Below are 18,439 nucleotides of genomic sequence, written 5' to 3'. Positions count from 1 at the left end.
ATTAAAGGTAGATAAAAGTAAGTAAAAGTATAAAAACTTGTACCTAAACTTGTACCTTGCAGAATATATCAGCATCAATATGGCTACAATAAAAGTATTACTTAAGAAGAATAAGGGTAATAAGGAGACAGGTAATTTTCCATTATATGTTAGAGTTCATAATGGTAAAACCGAATGGACTTCTCTAGGAATAGAAGTACCAGAGCATTTATGGGATGCGAGTAAGGAACAGGTTAAAAGTAAATTCCCCAATTCAGCGCGGATCAATCACATGATCATAAAGCGCAAATCAGAAATTCAGGCAAAAATAATTGAGTTTGAAGATGATCCCAGTGCAAATAGGCGTTCTGTTAAGAAAGCTTTGGCTAAAAAAGTATCTCCTTCTTTTATTGATTATTTTGAAGAATATGTCCAATTGCTGGAGCAGGAGAAAAAGGTCGGTACTTTAAGAAAGGTCAAATCATTGCTTAGGAAATTTAAGGAATTCATTAAGGTAACAGATTTGTCGTTTGCTGAATTTGATCTAGAATTACTTAAAAAGTACGATGCCTACCTAAAAGGATTGGGGAATAAGCAAAATACAATACATGCTAATTTGAAGGTCTTTAGGAAGTTGTTTAATGATGCAGTCCGTGAAGACGTGATAGAAATCCAACATGATCCATTTCAAAAATTTAAAATCAAGAAGGAATCAGTAGAAAAGATTTTCTTAACTGAAGATGAATTAACGGCTTTTGAAGCAGTTAGTGTTTCCAGTCCGACAGTCAAAGTACATCAGGATATGTTTGTATTTGCTTGTTATGCAGGGGGGATTAGAATCTCTGATCTATTGAAGCTTCGTTGGGAGAATTTTGATGGAACCCACATTCATATTTTTATTCAAAAGACAAAGAATCACTTATCGATTAATTTGCCAAACAGGGCAAGGGAAATTATTGCAAAGTATAAACCAAGTGGGAAACCTGTGGGATACATTTTTCCCGTACTTAAAAATGATGATGACCATAGTGATCCGCAGATTTTACTTAAGAAGGTTACTTCAGCAACAGCTTACGCTAATAAAAGTTTGAAATCTTTGGCTAAAAGTGCTAAAATTACCAAAACTGTTACATTCCATTCAAGTAGACATACTTTTGCTACAAGGGCTTTAGCAAAGAAGATGCCAGTGACTCATGTTTCAAAGATTATGGGACATTCTAATTTGCAGGTTACTATGGGATATGCTAAGATTGTTAATAAGGATTTGGATGAGGCTATGAATTTATTAAACTAGAATTATGAGCACAGGTAGAATTATTGAGAACGCTTTAAATAAACTGAATATTAGATGGTATTGTGAGAAAAAGGAAGAATTTATGAATTCGCCTTTTCGAGAAGAAGATTTTCTGTTTAATAATGATAAAGTCTACAGAGATAAAATTGACGCTTCATTTGATAAGGAAACAGGTGATTTTCAGATAAGTTCTATCAAAAAGTTGGAAGTACCTGATGTTGATATTGATATTACTTTACTTGATTTTGTAATTAATAGTAAAGATTACTATGAAAAGGTTTATAAACGTTTTAATCAGGATGGTAATGTTGAATTTCATCCAGATGATTCAACGATAGATCCAAGGCTTCTTGTTTTCCTAGATATAAAAAAAATAGATGATATAACTACCTTGGCTAAAAAGCTAGCTATTGAGGTATATCAATACTTTGAAAAAAATATAGACAAAGAATCTGTTATTAAATTCTTGAGTAGTGCAAGCGATCTGCTAGCATCAAAACTAGATGACCATAAGTTTGAGATCGATATTGCCGATTATAAGACGCCTTATTTTGACACATTTAATAACGTTTTGTCTGAGCTTACTATCGACAAAGTGGAATCCATTGCATTTAATAAAAGTGAAGAAGGACTTCGTTTTGATTTGAATCTTGAGCAAATCACAGCGTTACTTTATTTAATGTCAAATGCAAATTTCTTTGAGTCAGAAGAAGAATTAAAAGGGTTTGCGGTTAAGTATTTTAAGATTAAAGACAATCTAGGTAATTATACAGATATCGATTATCACAAATTTAAGGATCGATTCAATAAGCAGTCTAATAAAACACATAGAATTAGTGCTTTAAATAAAATAAAGGATGATTTGTTTGCCTCATTTGATAAGATTTTAGAATCAAAGGGCGAATAGAATTACTTGTAATTTGTTTGAAAGAGTGTGCGTTAAAATCTACGCACACTCTTTTTTTTTGTTCATTTTTCTTTGTGATGTCAACGAAGGAATCGAAACGGCTTGCATTATAGTGTGCATAGTGTAAACCGTTTTGCACACCGATTTCTTGGTGGTAAGTTGATCAAAATGATCGCTTTATTTCATTTTAATTAATATAAACATGAACAAACAAGTAAGCGGCCCAAATGAAATGGGTCGAATTTTTACAACAAGTGAACTCTCAGTATACCTGAAAGTGTCCATTAGGACATTACAGAAATGGAGAGATATCGGAGTGCTAAATTTTTCTGCCGTGGGCAAGAAATTTTATTACACCTCTGATGATGTAAAATCTATGTTACACAATTTTAAAACCAAGAATCATGAATAATAATTATCAATCGATAGTAAAATACTATGATTATCTCGTAGTAAAGGCTTTAACTATTGAGTCTGCAATTGACTTATTAACACTAGATAACCCGGATTATTTAATTAATCCCAAGGATGCTTCTGCATTACTGGGTTTATCTCGAAGTCAGATATATCAATTGTTGAAGCAAAAAAAACTAAAAGGGTATAAGATAAATAAATTTTGGATGATTCATTTTTCCTATATTAATGAGTACATAGAGAACTATGTTTTACCTAAAATGAATTCTAATATTTTTCCAGTGTTAACTAAAAAGAGGGGTAATATCTGATTACCTCTCTAAATCAGAAATGGAAAAGAACAAAGATCTGAAGTTAAACTCTAGGAGTTTGGCTCAAACAGAAAATCACGATCAAGTAAATGATTTAGTGATTAATCACGAACAAGTATTAGAGTCCTTATTAGGGCAAATTAAACCAATCGACTTTGCATTAAAAGCGGGTGTAGCTACGGGAGATAAGATTGCCAAACAGGATATTGTAGTTATAGCTATTGATGCATTGATTGATTTGTCGAAGCAGCACAAATGGGGAATTTTAGTTCAGAACAGTCAAGTCTCTGTCTATAATGGAGCGTATTGGAAAATAGTCGAGCCCCCAGAAGTAAAGCAATTTCTCGGGAAAGCAGTCTCTCTAATGGGATTTGCTGATTTAAAAAGTAGATATCACACATTTGTAGATGATTTATATAAACAGTTTCAGAGCGCTGGATATACACCACAAAGAGCGGTCTTTGGAGAAAATATAAAGATCAATTTCAAAAATGGCACTTTAGAGATTATGCAAAATGGGGAATTGTATTTCAGAGAGTTTGTAGCCGAGGATTACTTTTTTTATCAGTTAGCCTTTGACTACGACCCTTCTGCTACTACCAAATTATTTAAGCAGTTTGTGAATCGAGTACTAGTTGATGAGAAGGAGCAAATGATTCTGTCTGAATACTGTGGCTATATTTTTATCCGTAATAGTACTTTGAAGCTTGAAAAAGCTCTGATATTATATGGAAATGGTGCAAATGGTAAATCCACTTTTTTTGAAGTGTTATATGCATTATTACAAAACGAAAATATTTCAACCTTTTCTCTTCAAACTCTTACTAATGAATCAGGGTATCAACGGGCTCAAATTCAAAATAAGTTGCTGAATTACGCCTCTGAAATTGGTGTGAAAATGGATAGTACTATTTTTAAACAGTTATCCTCAGGGGAGCCTGTAGAGGCAAGACTTCCATATGGGAATCCATTTATTATAGAAAATTATGCGAAGTTGATTTTTAATACTAATGAGTTGCCTAAGGAAGTTGAAAATAATCCTGCGTTTTTTAGAAGATTTATTATACTAAGCTTTGATCAGACGATACCAGAAGCGGAGAGAGATCCTGAAATGGCACAAAAAATCATTAATTCTGAATTGCCAGGTGTATTTAATTGGATAATAGAAGGCATGAAACGATTATTAGCTCAAAAAGCTTTTTCTGATTCTCCAAAAAGTCAGAGGGCTTTGGAAGATTATAAAAGACAATCAGACTCTGTTGCAATGATGATTACAGAAATAAATTATCATCCTGGTTATAATAAATCAATAACACTTAAGAAATCGTATGAATATTATAAGACGTACTGTGCCGATAGTGGTTTTAAGCCATGCGCAATTAATCGGTATTCGGATCGATTAAGAAAATTAGGTTTTGCAGTTGAAAGGAATAAACATGGTAACTTGTTGTTTTTTGAAAACTTTTTGAATGATGATGCATCTGATACATTATCTACACCCTTTAATGACCAAAACGAAGATGACGAGATTTGGCAACTCTAATTAGGATAGTGTAGGTAATGTAGGTAATGTACCATTTTTTGAAATCTTTTTTGATCCACTTTAAGGGTCTTTATGTTGAGGTTACCCCTCAATGCTTAGTTTTCACCGTTGGAGGACAATAAAGTGATTTCAATAAATTGATACAATAAATAGCTATAAATAATTATTGTGTGTGTATGTCTTCTAGGTACCTGTGGTGTCTATCCCCTACTTTCATTTGGGAGGTAGACACCCCCCTAGGTCTATTCTTGACTTAGAATTACTCACATTAAATAATAAACATTATGGTAATTGTATCAGATTACATTGAAAAAGTAAGTACAACAACAGGCGAATCATTTGTTCTACTAGAGCTATCAGGTGGAATTGAGCTTGTTCAATCCCAAAACACAGGTAAGTTTTATGCTACTTCTCGAAAGTGCAGGATTCCTTCCACTTTCTCTGTTGATGTAGCTAAACTGATGGTTGGTCAGCAGATAGAAGGAGTTGTAGTACGAGTAGAAACAGAACCTTATGAATATATTAATAAGGTTACTGGAGAGATGATCGTATTAGCCCATTCTTATGCTTATCGTCCTAAAGGAAGTATGGAATTGATAGGAGAAACAAATCTTGAAGTTGTAAGCGAAGGAGAAGGCATCAAAAAGCCAAGACTAACTCGTTAACATAGTCAAAAATCGTAATTACAAGGGGTGTAGCAGGTTGCTATGCCCCTTTTTTCATTTATACCTAAACTACATATGTTATGGAATTTCAAACTGCCCAAAGAAAACGGGCTAAAATTAAGATGGCTATTCAAGGTCATAGTGGTAGTGGTAAGACATATTCTGCCTTGCTTGTTGCACACGGATTATGTCAGTCTTGGGAAAAGGTGGCTGTGATAGATACCGAGAACGAATCTTCTCATCTATACGCTAATCTAGGAGGATACAAGGTGCTTGGTATCTCAGCACCGTTCGAACCAGAGAAGTACGTAGAAGCAATTGATTTCTGTGTGGCTTCAGGGATAGAGGTGGTTGTTATAGATAGCCTGACCCATGAGTGGGAATGTCTATTGGATTACCACAGTTCGCTTTCAGGTAATTCATTCACCAATTGGAATAAGGTAACACCGCGGCACAATGCATTCGTTCAGAAGATCCTGCAAGCTCCAGTTCACATCATTGCTACGGTAAGAACCAAACAGGATTATGTCCTAACAGAAAAGAATGGCAAAACCATTCCTGAGAAGGTAGGACTTAAATCTGTACAGAGAGATGGATTGGATTACGAGTTTACGCTCGTGTTTGATTTAGATAATAAGAACCTGGCACACGCTAGCAAAGATCGAACAGGACTATTCTTTGGAAAGCCTGAACATAAGCTAACCGCTACCACAGGAAACATCATCTCCAAATGGTGTATGGAGGAATTGGAACCTCAAATTGATTACGTGAAAGATCGGATAAACAATGCTTCCACCATCATCGAATTACTGGGTCTATACAATCAATTTGCCCAGTTTAATGACCTGCTTTTGCCTTATTATGAGAAGAGAAAGCAAGAGCTAAGACAAGCTAAAAATCGTGCCTTAGAAGGCAACTTAAACCCCATTCCAAATGAACAACCAACTAACAGTTAATCCATCCATAGAGGTGGAAGAATACGCTTCCTATATCGAAATAGAGGAGCAAATAATTGAATCTAGTAGCTCTGCATTTATAGGAGCTAATACCATCGAGGTAAAACTGCAAGAAATTCAACGACAGCATATTATACCCGTGTTTAGTAAGGACAATGAACCATTGATTAGCCACGGAGATTTCATTCAGACCACCAACGACGTGATTAATCATTGTTTTAAAGGAGAAGATATTCTCTCTCCTAGCATTCGTGTTTCTCATCCTATCAAGGGAAGAACACCAGAAGCACGATACAAACCAGCAAGTCAGCTAGAGGATCACGAAAGAACCATCTATTACGAGAGGGCCATGTTTGTATTCGAGATACCCAGCATCCAAAGAACCATTGATGGGCAGACGTTAAGCCTAACCATAGGGGGAGTTAAGTGCTACGGGGATGATAAGCTAAACAACAAGAAAGGTTCTGCAGAGCACTTCAAGATCTTTATTGGGTTCTCTGTAAAGGTGTGCAGTAACCTTTGTGTTTGGTCAGATGGAGCAGAGATAAAGCTAGTGGTTAGAAGCCAAGGAGAACTAATGGATGCCATTATGACGATGATAAGCCATTATAACCCTGAACAACACTTAAGAGCTATGCAGCGGCTTACAGAACACAATCTGACCGAGGCTCAATTTGCACAGGTTTTAGGACGCGCACGCTTGTATAATTACCTTCCAAATGAGGTTAAGAAGCAGATACCACTTCTCTTGTTTACAGATACACAGCTAGGTTCGGTTGCGAAGGACTACTTTCAAGACCACAGCTTCTGTCGCAATGATACGGGAGATATTAACCTTTGGAGGATGTACAATCTATTTACAGGTGCGAACAAGTCAAGTTATGTGGATAGTTTCTTAGAGCGTAGCGTGAACGCATTTGATTTCACACTCCAGCTTCAATCAGGACTTGCAGGTGGTAGCACAAATTGGTACTTGAATTAGTATGGCAAAGAAACAGCAAGTCGAGTTTCTGCATCCTAATGTACTGCTAGTTATCACTCCGAAAGGTATCATCCTAGAGCTCTATACTCCAATTAGAGCTGAGATCGTTAGAAATGTGAGTAATCTGCCCAAGGGAACCAAGGTGTACATTGATGCGATAATGCAGAGTACAGAACACAAGTTACTTTACCTCATAGCAGGAAAGTGGTACCCCTATATTTATTTAACGGTAGGTTAGTTTACTCAATCACAAAGCCATTTGAAGCAATTCAAGTGGCTTTTTTAATACCCCAACGAAACGGCGTCAAATCTGACGTTGTGTCAAATTTGACCATTAACCAATTTTAGACATGAAACTAAAGAAGGAGGAATTCGTATTAAAAGTTGGTTCCAAGATTCGGGAATTGCGTATGGAAAAAGGTCTTTCTATAGAAAAGTTAGCTAATAACGCTGAGATAGAAAGAAAGCAATTAAGTAGAATAGAGCTAGGTGAGATAAATACAAGTATATACCAAGTATATAATATTTCGCATACTCTAGAAGTGCCAATAAACGATGTATTCGATTTTTAATTTTAAGGAGTCCAGAAACCAACCAAACGGGGCGTATCCGAAAGGCCAAATGAGTAGGTGAAAATTTATTATTATAACAATGCTTCAGTCTAAGCTTTCACAAATTTTTGCGATTATTTTCTTTTTAATATCAATTAATAAATCTTATGGTCAAGATATTGATTCATTAACTTATAGCATGACACAAGATGAAAAGGTAACTCAAAAAATGGGCTGGTTTTCACCAACAGAATTAAAAATTTATGTTGATTCAAAAGGAAATAAAATTAAACAAGGTGATACACTTTTTGTTGGATCTCCTTCTAGTAGTGGAACATACTCTGTAGGTGGAGCTATTTCATCAAATAATGTGAATTCTCCTGCTGTATTATCCAGGAATGCTGGGATTTATATGTTCGTTCAAACTGGTGAATACTTAAGAAACACAGGAGCAGGCATGTTGAAAAGTGAAGTTGGATCTGTTTTGATTGTATCTCAGATTGGAGCAAAACATACTAGAAATTCTAAAAACTCTCCGATGGATATTTTTATCATAGCAAAGAGTGTTAGAGCTCAAAAATTTCTTGGGAATGATAGAAGAATTATTACGAATTATGAAAAGGCATTGGAAGTAGAAGAAGTATATCTCAAAAATCGAAAGATGACAAAAAAGGAAGCTTTAACTATCTTAAAAGAGAAAAAAGAATTGTATGATTTAGGAGTACTTTCCAAAGATGAGTTTGATAAAATAAGGGAAACACTTTCGCCAATTCTACTAGGTCAATAATAGATCAAATATTTATTTATAAGAGTTGATCCCGGCCTTATTCATGAAACTGGAAAATTCATTTAACACCTTAATATTACTTTTGTTTCCATTAGTGATGCTATCTCAAAATTCACTCAGGCTCAACTGTAATGCTACTCAAGTGACAGTTGTAAAACAAAATCTTTATGAAAGTACACCTGAGGTAACTATGCGTGATTGCAATATTTCTTTTATTTCCCAGAACAACTTCTTGATAATGTATGATCAGGCAAGGTCACTATATACATTTGAAAAATTAGTTAGAGAAGAAAATTCAATGGGAGCTAAAACAATGGAATGGAAAGCTAAAGATGAAAATAACAGATCATGTAAAATAATACTGTTTAGGCCAAGCAATTATTCAGGTATAATTCTTTCCATTTTTTACCCAAATATCAGCTATACATACAATACAGATTGTATCATCGAATAAATAGTTAACTCGATACTACTTTATAAATAGATAGCTTGAAGGATTAGAATGTATGTCTTAATTGGCAGAAATCTTGCAGAGGCTTAATCAAATAAATCTAGGTAAGCTAGTCTTAATATGGTAATAACTTTATTGTAACCACTTGATCCTTGCAAACTACTATGAAAAGTTATATTTCAATTTTAAGTCTACTTTTTCTACCGCTATTTACTTATTCTCAACATAAAGAGGAGCCTCAAAAAGATTATAAATATATCCTTACTTCATTTAAGGTTTTTGGGGAAGATCTACCTTATCTAGGGACTATAAATGAAGCGAAGTTTTTCTTTCGGCCAGTTGGTCAAAATGACCTATATTTTATCATTGAGTCGTCAAAAGATTCTAAACTTATGTATGCTCGATTGAATCATTTAGATTCAGATTCCTATTTTCCTAATGACGCAACATTTGAGAAATTGTCGAATTATGCTTCTCATAAAGTGGAGTTTATTGAATCTCCTTGGAAAGAACTTGGTTTAAAATCAGGAATGTTACATATCACATCGATAAATCTACCACCAAGAAAAATATTAGCATATCTGTATCTAGAATTTCCAACTGGACTTAAAGTGATTAAGCTCAAAGGGGTTTATGAAGGAGATTTAGTTCAACCCTCTAAATAATGCTGATCGTTGTAATTAACTTTATTCCAGCTAAATGTCTCTATGAAGTTAAATAACTTTTCAGGAATGAATTATATACGAAAACAAAACCTCGAAAATCTACATTAGGTTGTTTCAACCATTGAAATTTACTCAAAAGAACTTCTACAAAAATGAAAAATTATTATAAGATATTATTTTTTATTCTAGTCTTAATCAATTTTGAAAACATATGTTTGGCCCAAAAAACATTTAATAAAAAAAAGACAGAGGGAATGACGTTTGGAGAATATTTAGAAAGTTTAGAAAAAGATAATAGTAATGCATCTAAACATGATACCGAAACTTGGATTCTCGAAAAACTAAATACAATTACACCTAAAAATTACACTCTAAATACCCCTAAGCTCGGCTCTGAGTATAGTTTAATTCCAGAATATATTGAAACAAACTATTTTAATTATAATTATTATTTTGACTCACATTCTCTAAACATAACATATCAGGAACAATCTTCAAATGGTAAAGTATCTGTTATGAAAATTTCCATACCAATTTTTGATATAGACTATATAGATATACAAGGTCAATTTTTATCAATAAGTACTCATAAAGATTCAATTAAGAAATTTGATATAAGTCGAAATGAAAAAACCGTCACGTCTTATTTTCAAACGGCATATAAAAGTAACCAAGAAACAGATATCTTAGTTAGATTAAAACAGGCATTTTTACACTTAAAAAAATTTTATAAAAAACCAGTGACCAATGAACCCTTTTAACGAAAAGATAAATTCTATTAAAAAAGGTTTATTTCTTCAATTCTAAACTGATTGTTATTTAGTGCCACTTACAATTGCTCCAGTATTCAGCTGAATAGTACGCCACGTTCCTGCCCTTATCTTCTACTAAGCAAACGTTGTTGTTTTCAAAATTAGTAATTTTTTATCTCCCACAAAGTCTTCTCTGATGTTGTATTTCTAGCATTTGTTTTCAACCTTTTAATAAAGAATATGACGATTTATTGGAATTTGCGTAAAACTAGGATAGCTTTATATTAGCTATCATCTGCTTGAATTAAGACGAGATTAAATGAAGTTTAACCAGTTTAACGAAGACTCCCGAGTAAAGTTACCTACGATACTACATTTGGTCGGTTTGGGTTATGAGTACTTGTCACTTAAGAGTCAAGTCTGGGATGAGTCGACTAATATCTTTACTGATATATTTTTCAGTTCTACCAAGCGTTTAAATCCTGAAATGTCTATTGGAGATATTGATCGATTATATGCAGAGTTATCTCTTTGTTTAGAAAATGATGATTTAGGCAAAGCGTTCTATGAGAAGTTAATTGCTAAATCGGGTACTCGAATAATTGACTTTGAGGATTTTAATAATAACAGCTTTCACGTAGTTACAGAATTGACTTATAAAAAGGATGATGATGAATTTCGTCCGGATATAATTCTACTAATCAATGGGTTGCCTTTGGCATTTATTGAAGTAAAGAAACCGAATAATCAAGATGGTATTCTAAAAGAACACGAGCGCATTCAAACTCGTTTTCAGAATAAGAAATTTAAAAAGTTTGTGAACATGACCCAATTGATGGTGTTCTCAAACAATATGGAGTACGATAATAGCTCATCAATGCCTATAGAAGGCGCATTTTATGCGACTTCTTCTTACAAGAAACCCATATTCAATTACTTTAGAGAGGAAGATTCTTTTGACCTCGATAAGTTGATTTTGCCAGTTAGTGATGAATTAGAAACTGAAATCTTAAAGGATAACAATAAGGTAGCCATCAAGCATTCAGCGGAATTTATTACCAACAAAAATCCTGATACTCCAACTAATCGAATTTGTACATCGTTATTTCAGCGTGATCGATTATCCTTCCTGCTGCAATATGGTTTGACATATGTGAAAGAAAATAGTGGATTGCAGAAGCATGTTATGCGCTATCCTCAGTTATTTGCTACCAAAGCAATAGAGCATAAATTGGATGAAGGGGTTAAGAAAGGGATTATTTGGCATACTCAAGGTAGTGGTAAAACAGCATTAGCTTATTATAATGTCAGGTATCTGACAAATTACTATCATTCAAAAGGAGTCGTTCCTAAGTTTTATTTCATCGTCGATCGGATTGATTTGCTTATTCAAGCCGGTAGAGAATTTAAGAGTAGAGGATTAGTTGTTCACAACATTAATTCTAGAGAGGAGTTTTCGCGGGATATTAAGTCGACCAGCGTAATTCACAATAACTCAGGAAAACCTGAGATTACGGTAGTTAATATTCAAAAGTTTGAGGATGATTCAAGTGTTATAAAAAACAACGATTACAACCTGAATATCCAGCGTGTATACTTTTTGGATGAAGTTCATCGAAGCTATAATCCTAAAGGGAGCTTTTTGGCAAACTTACATGAGTCTGATTCAAACGCAGTAAAAATTGGTTTAACGGGAACGCCATTGATAGGGAATGAATTTAACTCCAAATCTTTATTTGGAGGTTATATTCATAAATACTATTATAATTCTTCGATTGCTGATGGCTATACATTAAGACTTATTCGAGAGGAGATTGAGACTAAATATAAATTAACGCTCCAACAGGCATTAGAAGATATTGAGCTGCTTAAAGGAGATGGAGATAAAAAGCTTGTTTATTCTCATCCAAAATTTGTAGAGCCGATGCTCGATTATTTAGTGAAGGATTTTGAGAATACGCGTATTGCTATGAATGATACTTCTATTGGTGCAATGGTGGTTTGTGATTCTTCAGACCAGGCGAAGCAGATGTTCGAAATTTTCGAAGATAAATACGCTGATTTTTCTGAGAATGACGCATACTCAATGGCCGCAGAGCCTAAAGTTAGTTATGGAGAAAAAAGAGAAAATGATAGAAAGGTAAAATCAGCTGCCTTAATTCTGCATGATATAGGCTCAAAAGAGGATCGGAAAAAACAGGTTGAGGAGTTTAAAGAGGGTAAAATAGATTTGATATTTGTGTATAACATGTTATTAACGGGTTTTGATGCTCCTAGGCTCAAAAAGCTATATATAGGCAGAGTGATAAAAGCTCACAACTTATTACAAACACTTACCAGGGTAAATAGGACGTATAATAATTTCAAATATGGGTATGTTGTAGATTTTGCTGATATCCAAAAAGAGTTTGATAAAACGAATCGGGCTTATTTCGATGAATTGCAAGAGGAGTTAGGGGATGAAATGGAGCATTATTCTAACATTTTTAAAAGTGCCGACGAAATAGCAGCCGAGATTCATCAAATAAAGGATGTTTTATTTCATTACAATACGAATAACGCTGAAGTATTTTCTCAGCAAATATCTCAAATAGGAGATAGAGCGCAGATTTTGGGTCTGGTGAAAGCCTTAAATAATGCTCGAGATTTATACAACATCATTCGATTATCAGGAAATCATGAGCTGCTTGATAGACTTGATTTTCATAAGCTTTCACAACTAGCAAGAGAAGCTAATAATCGATTAGCCCTCATTAATACAAAAGAATCATTAGAGAATAATGTAGATACTAGCAATTTGTTGAACGTTGCATTAGAGGATGTATTTTTTGCTTTTGTGAAAGTCAAAGAGGAAGAAATGATTTTAGCGGATCAATTGAAAAATATTCTACAAAGAACACGTGAGTCTCTTGGAGGCAATTTTGATCAGCGTGATCCTGAATTTATTTCTTTGAAAGAAGAGTTGGAACGCCTATTTAGAAAGAAAAATCTGAATGAGGTGACTAAAGAAGAAATGGAGCAAAACATTAAGCAACTTGAAACACTTTTCCAAGCTTCAAAAGAATTGGATAGAAAAAATCAGTTGTTAAAAGCTAAGTATGATAACGATGCAAAATATGCGCGATTACATAAACGCTTAATGGAAAAGGATCCTCTTACAGAAAGTGAAAGTAAGTTATTCGAAGCGTTACAAAGTCTAAAGAAAGAAGTCGATAGTGAAATCGAACAGAACTCAAAAATGATGGAAAATGAGAGTTATGTTGAAAGGCTTATGATTCGATTAGTTGTAGAGCAATTAAAAAATAAGCATCAGCTTCCGCTTGATGCCAAGCAGGCAAAAGTAATCAATGGCATGATGGTCAAAGAGTATATGAATGAATTTTACGGAAGAGTAGCCTAAATACAATATGACAACAACAGTAACATTTGAAAGACAAACCAAAGCCCTGATTGATGACCTGAAGAGTGTGTGTGCAAATTATGGTTTAGGCAATGACGGAAATGAGTTTAAAATAATCACTCAGGTCTTCCTTTATAAATTCTTAAATGATAAGTTCGTTCACGAAGTAAAGCAGCTGGATTCAAATCTTGCGAATGCCGAAAATTGGGAAGTTGAGCTAAAGAAATATACAGCAGATGATTATGAGATGCTCATGCTTCAATTAAGTGAAAGTGCTGCTCGTTTAAAGCCTAATCAGTTTATTTCAAGCTTATTCGAACGTCAAAATGAAGCTAATTTTGCAGAAATTTTTGATAACACCTTATTAGATATTGCTAAAGAGAACAGTGATATATTTTCGGTAGTAACGGATGGTGGAGAGAAAATTGTATTGTTTGAAAACATCAGTAAATACGTTACCGATAAACGCGATGACTTTTGCAAAGCTATTATCAATAAACTAATTGGGTTTAGCTTTGAGCATATTTTTCACGAGAAATTTGACTTTTATGCTACGATCTTTGAATACCTAATTAGTGATTATAACTCGAATAGTGGAGGAAAATATGCTGAGTATTTTACGCCTCATGCCGTTGCAAAAATTATGGCATCATGTTTAGTTACTGAGGAAGTTAAGGATGTCACTTGTTACGATCCATCTGCTGGTTCAGGTACATTATTGATGAACTTAGCCCACGCCATAGGGGAAGATAAGTGTACGATTTATTCTCAGGATATTTCTCAAAAATCCTCTAATCTATTGCGGTTAAATCTTATCCTAAATGATTTAGTGCATTCAATCCCCAATATTGTAAAAGGGAATACCATCTTGGAGCCTTATCACAAAGAGGCGAACGGTAAATTAAAACAGTTTGATTTTATCGTTTCTAATCCACCGTTTAAATTAGATTTTAGCGATTATGTAGCTGATTTAGATACAAAGGAAAACAATGAACGTTTTTTCGCTGGAATGCCTAATGTGCCAAAAGCAAAGAAGGAGGGGATGGCTATTTATCCCTTGTTTATTCAGCACATTGTCTTTACACTGAATCATAGGGGTAGGGCGGCCATTGTAGTTCCCACGGGATTTATCACGGCCCAAAGCGGTATTGAAAAGAAGATTAGAGAACGCCTAGTTGAAAAACAGATGCTTCGAGGTGTAATCAGTATGCCTAGCAATATTTTTGCTACGACAGGCACGAATGTATCTATCTTGTTTTTAGATAAAGCCAATAAAAAGGGAGACATTGTGTTAATGGATGCATCTAAATTAGGAACGACTGTTAAGGAAGGGAAAAACCAAAAAACATTGCTTTCAGAAGCTGAAGAACAGTTAATCATTAACACATTCAATAAGCATGAGGCGGTGGAAGATTTTACTGTGGTAGTTTCTTATGACCAAATCAAAGAAAAGAACTATAGCTTAAGCGCTGGGCAATATTTCGATGTAAAGATTGAATACACCGATATCTCGCCTGAAGAATTTGTATCTAAAATGGACTCTTTTGAATCCAATTTGAGCAGCTTGTTTTCTGAGTCGAAAGAGCTAGAGAATGAAATTCAAAAACAGTTAAAGGGATTGAAGTATGAATAAGGTTAAACTTAGTTCAATTATTGATATTATTAGTGGTGGAACTCCAAAAACTGATGTAAAACAATATTGGGAAAACGGAACAATTGGTTGGTTGTCAGTTACTGATTTTAATAATGATTTGCGATATGTTTATTCAACAGAGAAAAAGATTACAGTAGAAGGTTTGAATAATAGTAATACCAAATTACTTAGAAGAGGGGATATTATTATTTCTGCAAGAGGTACTGTTGGAGCGTTAGCTCAGATTGGTTTGCCAATGTGTTTTAACCAATCTTGCTTTGGGATAAGGGGAAAAAAAGGAATTGTCGAAACAGATTATTTGTTTTACGCTCTTAAAAACTATGTTTCCAACATAAAAAAAAGAAGTCAAGGTTCTGTTTTTGATACAATTAATCTTAATTCTTTTGATTTAATGGAAATTGAAATTTCTGAAGATTTAAATGACCAAAACAAAATTGCCTTTGTTCTTTCTGCATTAGATTCCAAAATCGAACTCAATAATCGGATTAATGCCGAATTAGAATTGATGGCCAAAACCATTTATGATTATTGGTTTGTTCAGTTTGATTTTCCTAATGAAAATGGGAAACCTTACAAATCAAGTGGAGGTAAAATGGTTTGGAATGAGGAGTTGAAAAGAGAAATTCCTAAGGGATGGGACGTAGAAAAAATTAATTCAATTGTTGAAGTAAAAGATGGTACACATGATTCCCCAAAACCGCAAAGTGAAGGTTTTCGGTTAATTACTTCTAAAAATTTACAAGTTTCAGGTTTAGATTTTGAAAATGCTAGCCTAATTTCAGAGGAGGATTATTTGTCAATTATTAAAAGAAGTAATGTAGAAACTGGTGATATTTTATTTTCAATGATTGGAAATATTGGCACTGTTTATAAGGTTGAAGAGAAAGAAATAAATTTTACAATTAAAAATGTCGCATTATATAAAACCTCCCAAAAGGAAGAATACAAAAATTATGTTTGCATGTTTCTAAAGTCTATTGATATGAATAGATATATGAAAAATGTAATTTCTGGAAGTATTCAAAAATTTATTGGATTAAATAGATTAAGAGAAGCCCCAATTTTGTCCAATGAAGTATATATAAAAAAATACAATGGAATAACATCTTCAATTTTTGAAAAACTTGAAAATATTAAACTCGAAAACCAAAAACTCAGAGAACTCCGCGATTGGCTTTTGCCAATGTTAATGACCGAGCAATTGAAGATATATCACGACTAACTTAATTGTTGTAAACATAAATTCAATCACAATTTAGTACTCAAGTTCCATAAAAGTGAACAAAAGATTAGTTTAATAAATAAATTTTTCAACTTACACTTGCTGTTAATCAAAATTTAGATACCTTTGCAGTGGAAATAACTTTTACAAATAAGAAATTAGAGAAATTGGTTAACGATGACCGGAAGATGCTTAAAGAGTTAGGCAAGATACAGGCCACCATTCTCCGTCGTAGGCTTACTCAATTGGAGGATGCCACCAATTTGGAAGAAGTAAGGCACTTACCCGGCAACTACCACGAACTTAAGAACAACCGGAAAGGGCAATGGGGCTGCGACTTAGACCAACCGTACAGGCTGGTTTTTACACCCCATGAAAACCCTATCCCTACTAATAAAGACGGCCAGTATATCTGGTTAGAGATAACAGGTGTAGAAGTTATTGAGATTATAAACTACCACAAAGAGAAGTAAACATGGCCAATCAAATTCATTACCTTCCGCAATCAAGACCCCATCCTGGTGAGACATTAGAAGAAAAATTGATAGAAATGGAAATGGGGCCCAAAGAGTTTTCCTTGCGTACAGGCAAGCCAGAGAAGACCATAATAGCCGTACTGAAGGGAAATAGTTCTATTACCCCCGATATGGCAGTTCAGTTTGAAAATGTAACCAAGATCCCGGCCAACTTCTGGATGAACCACCAAAGGTCGTATGATGAATACATTGCTAGGGTAAAACAAAATGCTATTATTGAAGAAGCTGTGGAATGGGCAAAGAAGTTTCCCATAGCTGATATGATTAAAAAAGGCTGGTTGCCTAAAGTAAGTAACATTCATGAAAAAGTTGTGGAAATGTTGGCTTTCTTTGGTTTTGCTAATCACACGGCTTGGGAAGACTATTATTTCAAACAACAGTTGAAAGTGAATTTCCGAATATCATTAGCTCAAACCAGCGAGCCTTATGCCATTTCTGCATGGCTCCGTAAAGGTGAGTTACAGGCAGCCGAACTTGATGCGAACAATTATTCAGAAAAAAAGTTTAAAGAGGCATTGCCGGAGTTAAAGTCCATCATGGCACAGCATCCAAAAGATTTCTTTAACCAGTTGCAAAACATTTGCCTCGAAGCTGGTGTTAAAGTAATTCATACCCCATGTATAAATAAAGCACCGATCAGCGGTTCCACTCGCTGGCTAAACGATACTCCTTTCATTCAGTTAACAGGCCGTTACAACCGTAACGACAGTTTCTGGTTCACATTCTTTCACGAAGCTGGGCATATTCTTTTACATGGTAAAAAAGATATTTTCTTAGAGAAAGTTGATTATACATTGAAAAACCTTGAAAAGGAACGGGAAGCAGACGATTTTGCAAGTAAATGGACTTTGACTGATAAGGAGGAAGCAGAAATACTAGCTGAAGCACCTCTTAATGATGAAGACTTCAGAAAGTTTGCAAAACAGTTCAACACACACCCTGCTATCATTATAGGAAGGCTTCAACATAAGAAACTAATTCCATATTCTATAGGAAGGAAATATTTTGAACCAATAATATTTGAATAATTAGACACTATCCCGTAGAGAGTGTAATTAAACAATAGGTGTTTAGGATTTTCGTTTAAATTCGGGCCTAAATTCGACCATTTATTACAAAACTGTTTCAAAAAAAATGTCCAAGTATCAAGGGGTTTGTACAATACTTAAAATAACGAATTATGATATTGTACAACGTGATGGAGTATATTATTTGAGGAAAAAGAGCTAACTACTAATTTGGAATTGGTATTAAATGTCATATCAATTGTTTAAAGATAAAATTGAGGAGTAGTATATCTCGTTCAAGGTGGTTGAGTAAAAGTGGTTTTATTTGGCACCATACAATTAAGTGAATAGGTAGAAAATGCC

General features: G+C 34.2%; 17 protein-coding genes. All 17 read left to right on the top strand.

Going from position 1 to position 18,439, the window contains the following annotated elements; genetic code table 11:
* The first annotated feature begins 79 nt into the window (after positions 1-79).
* The gene (locus tag ACMH5P_RS04540) at positions 80-1,273 is read left to right on the top strand and encodes a phage integrase SAM-like domain-containing protein (protein ID WP_459493134.1); all 1,194 of its coding nucleotides are present in this window, start codon (positions 80-82) and stop codon (positions 1,271-1,273) included.
* Between the two features lie 4 nt (positions 1,274-1,277).
* Positions 1,278-2,180 carry a hypothetical protein gene (locus tag ACMH5P_RS04535; protein ID WP_459493133.1) on the top strand — a complete coding sequence of 301 codons (903 nt, stop codon included), beginning with the start codon at positions 1,278-1,280 and terminating at the stop codon, positions 2,178-2,180.
* A 202-nt stretch (positions 2,181-2,382) separates the two neighbouring features.
* Positions 2,383-2,592, top strand: a complete 210-nt coding sequence (locus tag ACMH5P_RS04530; protein WP_459493132.1) for a helix-turn-helix domain-containing protein — start codon at positions 2,383-2,385, stop codon at positions 2,590-2,592.
* Positions 2,585-2,905: a helix-turn-helix domain-containing protein gene (locus tag ACMH5P_RS04525; RefSeq protein WP_459493131.1), complete on the top strand. Its 321-nt coding sequence runs from the start codon at positions 2,585-2,587 to the stop codon at positions 2,903-2,905. The genes ACMH5P_RS04530 and ACMH5P_RS04525 overlap by 8 nt, the downstream gene beginning before the upstream one ends.
* A 58-nt stretch (positions 2,906-2,963) precedes the next feature.
* Positions 2,964-4,448, top strand: a complete 1,485-nt coding sequence (locus ACMH5P_RS04520) for a DNA primase family protein (protein ID WP_459493129.1) — start codon at positions 2,964-2,966, stop codon at positions 4,446-4,448.
* A 284-nt stretch (positions 4,449-4,732) separates the two neighbouring features.
* A complete protein-coding gene (locus tag ACMH5P_RS04515; RefSeq protein ID WP_459493128.1) occupies positions 4,733-5,113 on the top strand; it encodes a hypothetical protein in 381 nt (126 codons plus the stop codon).
* A gap of 122 nt (positions 5,114-5,235) precedes the next feature.
* On the top strand, positions 5,236-6,069 hold the full coding sequence (locus tag ACMH5P_RS04510) for an AAA family ATPase (RefSeq protein WP_459493127.1): 834 nt from the start codon (positions 5,236-5,238) through the stop codon (positions 6,067-6,069).
* Positions 6,047-7,051, top strand: a complete 1,005-nt coding sequence (locus tag ACMH5P_RS04505) for a DUF3871 family protein (RefSeq protein ID WP_459493126.1) — start codon at positions 6,047-6,049, stop codon at positions 7,049-7,051. The genes ACMH5P_RS04510 and ACMH5P_RS04505 overlap by 23 nt, the downstream gene beginning before the upstream one ends.
* Before the next feature lie 350 nt (positions 7,052-7,401).
* Positions 7,402-7,623 (top strand): helix-turn-helix transcriptional regulator, encoded by a 222-nt coding sequence (locus ACMH5P_RS04500; protein WP_459493125.1) that lies wholly within the window; start codon positions 7,402-7,404, stop codon positions 7,621-7,623.
* A 79-nt stretch (positions 7,624-7,702) separates the two neighbouring features.
* On the top strand, positions 7,703-8,389 hold the full coding sequence (locus ACMH5P_RS04495) for a hypothetical protein (RefSeq protein WP_459493124.1): 687 nt from the start codon (positions 7,703-7,705) through the stop codon (positions 8,387-8,389).
* Between the two features lie 43 nt (positions 8,390-8,432).
* Positions 8,433-8,843 (top strand): hypothetical protein, encoded by a 411-nt coding sequence (locus tag ACMH5P_RS04490; RefSeq protein ID WP_459493123.1) that lies wholly within the window; start codon positions 8,433-8,435, stop codon positions 8,841-8,843.
* A gap of 161 nt (positions 8,844-9,004) precedes the next feature.
* Entirely contained in the window at positions 9,005-9,505 is a 501-nt protein-coding gene (locus ACMH5P_RS04485; protein WP_459493122.1) for a hypothetical protein, read from the top strand.
* A 152-nt stretch (positions 9,506-9,657) separates the two neighbouring features.
* The gene (locus tag ACMH5P_RS04480) at positions 9,658-10,266 is read left to right on the top strand and encodes a hypothetical protein (RefSeq protein WP_459493121.1); all 609 of its coding nucleotides are present in this window, start codon (positions 9,658-9,660) and stop codon (positions 10,264-10,266) included.
* Between the two features lie 310 nt (positions 10,267-10,576).
* Positions 10,577-13,657, top strand: coding sequence for a type I restriction endonuclease subunit R (locus ACMH5P_RS04475; RefSeq protein ID WP_459493120.1), 3,081 nt, complete (start codon positions 10,577-10,579; stop codon positions 13,655-13,657).
* Between the two features lie 7 nt (positions 13,658-13,664).
* A complete protein-coding gene (locus ACMH5P_RS04470) occupies positions 13,665-15,290 on the top strand; it encodes an HsdM family class I SAM-dependent methyltransferase (protein WP_459493119.1) in 1,626 nt (541 codons plus the stop codon).
* Positions 15,283-16,533 carry a restriction endonuclease subunit S gene (locus tag ACMH5P_RS04465; RefSeq protein WP_459493118.1) on the top strand — a complete coding sequence of 417 codons (1,251 nt, stop codon included), beginning with the start codon at positions 15,283-15,285 and terminating at the stop codon, positions 16,531-16,533. Before ACMH5P_RS04470 ends, ACMH5P_RS04465 begins: the two co-directional genes overlap by 8 nt.
* A gap of 475 nt (positions 16,534-17,008) precedes the next feature.
* Entirely contained in the window at positions 17,009-18,097 is a 1,089-nt protein-coding gene (locus tag ACMH5P_RS04460) for a HigA family addiction module antitoxin (RefSeq protein WP_459493117.1), read from the top strand.
* The last annotated feature ends 342 nt before the right edge of the window (positions 18,098-18,439 follow it).

The organism is Aquirufa sp. 5-AUSEE-100C1 (genome assembly GCF_054558655.1).
This window is presented reverse-complemented; position numbering and strand designations above follow the sequence as displayed.

What these genes read in the sequence shown, in the direction of transcription:
- ACMH5P_RS04540 (WP_459493134.1), top strand. Translation starts at nt 80, where the DNA reads ATGGCTACAATAAAAGTATTACTTAAGAAGAATAAGGGTAATAAGGAG.
- ACMH5P_RS04535 (WP_459493133.1), top strand. Translation starts at nt 1,278, where the DNA reads ATGAGCACAGGTAGAATTATTGAGAACGCTTTAAATAAACTGAATATT.
- ACMH5P_RS04530 (WP_459493132.1), top strand. Translation starts at nt 2,383, where the DNA reads ATGAACAAACAAGTAAGCGGCCCAAATGAAATGGGTCGAATTTTTACA.
- ACMH5P_RS04525 (WP_459493131.1), top strand. Translation starts at nt 2,585, where the DNA reads ATGAATAATAATTATCAATCGATAGTAAAATACTATGATTATCTCGTA.
- ACMH5P_RS04515 (WP_459493128.1), top strand. Translation starts at nt 4,733, where the DNA reads ATGGTAATTGTATCAGATTACATTGAAAAAGTAAGTACAACAACAGGC.
- ACMH5P_RS04510 (WP_459493127.1), top strand. Translation starts at nt 5,236, where the DNA reads ATGGCTATTCAAGGTCATAGTGGTAGTGGTAAGACATATTCTGCCTTG.
- ACMH5P_RS04505 (WP_459493126.1), top strand. Translation starts at nt 6,047, where the DNA reads ATGAACAACCAACTAACAGTTAATCCATCCATAGAGGTGGAAGAATAC.
- ACMH5P_RS04500 (WP_459493125.1), top strand. Translation starts at nt 7,402, where the DNA reads ATGAAACTAAAGAAGGAGGAATTCGTATTAAAAGTTGGTTCCAAGATT.
- ACMH5P_RS04495 (WP_459493124.1), top strand. Translation starts at nt 7,703, where the DNA reads ATGCTTCAGTCTAAGCTTTCACAAATTTTTGCGATTATTTTCTTTTTA.
- ACMH5P_RS04490 (WP_459493123.1), top strand. Translation starts at nt 8,433, where the DNA reads ATGAAACTGGAAAATTCATTTAACACCTTAATATTACTTTTGTTTCCA.
- ACMH5P_RS04485 (WP_459493122.1), top strand. Translation starts at nt 9,005, where the DNA reads ATGAAAAGTTATATTTCAATTTTAAGTCTACTTTTTCTACCGCTATTT.
- ACMH5P_RS04480 (WP_459493121.1), top strand. Translation starts at nt 9,658, where the DNA reads ATGAAAAATTATTATAAGATATTATTTTTTATTCTAGTCTTAATCAAT.
- ACMH5P_RS04475 (WP_459493120.1), top strand. Translation starts at nt 10,577, where the DNA reads ATGAAGTTTAACCAGTTTAACGAAGACTCCCGAGTAAAGTTACCTACG.
- ACMH5P_RS04470 (WP_459493119.1), top strand. Translation starts at nt 13,665, where the DNA reads ATGACAACAACAGTAACATTTGAAAGACAAACCAAAGCCCTGATTGAT.
- ACMH5P_RS04465 (WP_459493118.1), top strand. Translation starts at nt 15,283, where the DNA reads ATGAATAAGGTTAAACTTAGTTCAATTATTGATATTATTAGTGGTGGA.
- ACMH5P_RS04460 (WP_459493117.1), top strand. Translation starts at nt 17,009, where the DNA reads ATGGCCAATCAAATTCATTACCTTCCGCAATCAAGACCCCATCCTGGT.